The 3,205-nt window shown below is 35.9% G+C and carries 3 protein-coding genes; 1 reads left to right on the plus strand and 2 read right to left on the minus strand.

Going from position 1 to position 3,205, the window contains the following annotated elements; all coding sequences use genetic code 11:
• A partial coding sequence (locus tag BN338_RS06585) for a protein-disulfide reductase DsbD domain-containing protein (protein WP_039760371.1) occupies positions 1-841 on the minus strand: 841 nt, incomplete at its 3' end.
• Between the two features lie 71 nt (positions 842-912).
• Between BN338_RS06585 and BN338_RS06590 the strand changes: the two genes are divergently transcribed.
• Positions 913-1,497 (plus strand): YqgE/AlgH family protein, encoded by a 585-nt coding sequence (locus BN338_RS06590; protein ID WP_039760261.1) that lies wholly within the window; start codon positions 913-915, stop codon positions 1,495-1,497.
• A 407-nt stretch (positions 1,498-1,904) separates the two neighbouring features.
• Here the strand turns inward: BN338_RS06590 and BN338_RS06595 are convergent.
• On the minus strand, positions 1,905-3,205 hold a 1,301-nt coding region (locus BN338_RS06595), incomplete at its 5' end, for a putative bifunctional diguanylate cyclase/phosphodiesterase (protein WP_039760263.1).

Here is a 3,205-nt window from a genome sequence, read left to right on the forward strand (position 1 = left end):
CAAATGTTCCACTTAAGGCATGATCTCTAAAAGAAATTGTATAAAAAATTTTTTGGTTGTTTTTTTCTGGTACGAAATAGAGTGGGGCGCTAAAGAGTGTATATTCTGCATTATCACTGATTTTTTTTGCTGCTCCAATTTGCATTTCTCCTCCATCTAAAAAGAGAGAGTAAGGCTTGGTTTTGTTGTTATTTTGTATTTTTATAAGGAGGGTATTATTATTTTTTTCAGCGCTTATTTTTAGGGCATTTTGCGTCATGCGCGGCAAAGAATCTTGGGCATCTTTTAACAAGGAAGTGGGAAGAGATTTGTTTTTAAGAGAAGATGGTGAAAAATCAAAGTTAACAGTCAATGGAAGGCAGATTTTATGGCATAATCCAAGAGTGAAAGCACCGCTTAAATTTTTTCTTGAAGAAAATAGATTAAAAGGCAATATCACTTTATCTTTATAGCCTAATGACCAATCGTTTTCTGTTTCAAAAAGCTGTGGAGTAGGATAAAAGATTTCGTAAGAGACCTGTTGGTTGAAGTTAAAAAAGGGTGCCATTCCTGAATTACCTGGATTACGCCAGTACGTTTTCCAGCGGGGTTTAAGCACAATTTCAATAAAGCCTTCTCTCATTCCAGAAAGAGAAGGTTCAGTGATTGCTAATCGGATACGCCCCCCCTCTGATTCATGCCAAGAGGTCGAGAAAAGCTGGAGTTTTTGTTCTTTTTGAGCATTTACAGGAATATTAAATAATTCTAAAACTATAAATGTTAAGCTTAAAGTAACAAAAAGCTTTTTATAAAAGGAAGTTGCGATATTTTGTAAATTTGTAACCATGTGACTTATTTTCATTGGAGCTTTATTTTCCTAGTGTACTAAAGAGACAAACTTTTATCATGTAAATTATGGAGAATAACAGATTAATGCAGCAGTGTAATGGCTTTTTAGGTGGACAATTACTCATAGCGATGCCTGGGATGAGTGATAGACGCTTTATTCGTTCTGTTATTTATGTTTGCGCGCATTCTGATGCTGGTGCTATGGGCATTATTCTCAATCAATTGCATCATATTGACTTTCCAGAACTTTTACTTCACCTGGGTGTAATAGAGAGTGGACAAAAAAAACATCTTTCTGAACCAATAAAACAATTTCCAGTTCGCTATGGTGGCCCTGTTGATCCTTCGCGGGGTTTTGTCCTTCATTCAGATGATTATGCTTGTGAAGAAACTGTTTTTATTGCAGATAAAGTCTGTTTTACTGCGACAATTGATATTTTAAAAGCGATCAGTTGCGAGCAAGGCCCGCAACATGCACTGGTAGCATTAGGTTATGCTGGGTGGAAAGCAGGACAACTTGAGGCAGAAATTTCTACAAACGGTTGGTTAATCAGTTCTACATCACCTAGTTTTCTTTTTGAAAGTGATTTAAGTTGCAAATATGATAAAAGTTTAACACGCATGGGGATTGATCCAATCTATCTTGCTTCTGAAATGGGACACGCGTAGAGTTTTTTTCTGAGTTTTTTTAACTCTACACGTTATTCTATCCCCTCTATTTTTCTTTTAAAGAAATATCCCTCAATGTGTCTAATCCCATTTCGCGATGGCACTTGTGAATGGTATTACGGTAAATCCGTTGAGCTCCCATCTGTACGCTTGTAAAGTAACAAGCTGAGCGCCATCGCTATATTTGCTAGCCCCCAATAATTACGATAGCTCTTGGTATTTAAGACGATTCATGAAAAGGCATTTTTATCCCTTTTCTCCACCTAGGTTCTCTCTGCTTGTGACGTACAAGCGAATGGTTTTGATTAATTCAACATGAGAGAGATTAGAGAGATTTTGAAATAAAAGAATCTTATTGTGCTCAGAGCATTAATTCAAGTTGGATAACGCTAAATTATCGTTATAAATTAGTATGTTGGTTTATAAGGGAAATGGCTTTGAACGAGCGTAATTAATTCTTCTATGGCAAGTGGTTTCGTCACAAGTGTGCTTTGAACATATTTACAGCCTTCTTGACGGAGGAACATTGCTTCTTTTTCATTTTCAACACCTTCTGCGATAATTTGCAAGTTAAGATCTGTTGCCATATTAATGATAGACTTGAGAACGAGTTTTTTCTTGAGAGAGTCGATTGAAATAAGTGAACGATCAAGCTTAACCATATCAAATGGATAACGCACGAGATAGGTCAGTGACGAATAACCTGTTCCAAAATTGTCTAGCGCGAGGTTCATTCCAAGTGTTTTAATTTGTTCGAGAAAGTGGGCTGATTGTTCAGGATTATTTCTTAGGACAAACTCAGATATTTCAATCATCAAGCGCCCTTTATGGAGTGGATGGCGAAGCAATGCGGCACGCAATTGACTGATAAAACGATGATGAATCATCTCTGCGCTTGGTAAATTAATTGAAATAAAGAAAGACTGTTGGAAAAATTTTTCTTCTACATTTATAAGATCAATAATGGCATTATTGATAATAAATTGTGACAAATCCATAACGATTTGTTCGTTTTCTACGATCTTTATGAAATCAGAGATATTTAATTTCCCATAAGTTGGATGATGCCATTCTACAATTGTTTCAAAACCAATAATATGCCCGTCTGATAAATTAAGAATAGGATGGTAGAGGATTTTCATCTCATGACGTTTTATGGCATAACGGATATCTTTCCCCAGGGTATTCTGTTCGAGACCCAAAGTGCGAAAATTAGGCCGAAAAGGTTCAATATGATTTCCCCCCATTTGTTTTGCACGAATCATCGCTAATTCACTATCATTAAAAATATCTTTAGCTGTTGATCGACTTTCACTCCATGTAACCAATCCGATAGATGTTGAAAGGATTATTTTGTTTTCTGACAATGAAATAGGTGCTGAAATTGTTTTGTGTAAATGATCTGCAAATGCTGCAATTTTTTCTGGTTCAGTTTCACTAAGTAAAATAATTGCAAAACGGTCTGCTGAAAGGCGCGATAAGGTATCTTGAAAGTTAATAAGACGATTTAAACGACGAGCGATTATAAGGAGTACAGTATCCCCAACAGCTATGCCTAATTTACGATTAATTTGACGAAAATTGTCAAAATCAATCATAAAGACGGTTGGTCTAATTTTAATATTTGCTTTTGCCAAAGAGGTATAATTTTGCAGCCTATCAAAGAAAATTTGTTGGTTAGGAAGACCAGTTAAGCTGTCATGGATTG

Source organism: Bartonella queenslandensis AUST/NH15, from assembly GCF_000312585.1.
In the GTDB taxonomy this organism is placed as follows: Bacteria; Pseudomonadota; Alphaproteobacteria; order Rhizobiales; family Rhizobiaceae; genus Bartonella; species Bartonella queenslandensis_A.

Bases quoted from the DNA above. Each gene is read 5' to 3' on its own strand.
- BN338_RS06590 (WP_039760261.1), top strand. From the start codon at position 913: ATGCAGCAGTGTAATGGCTTTTTAGGTGGACAATTACTCATAGCGATG.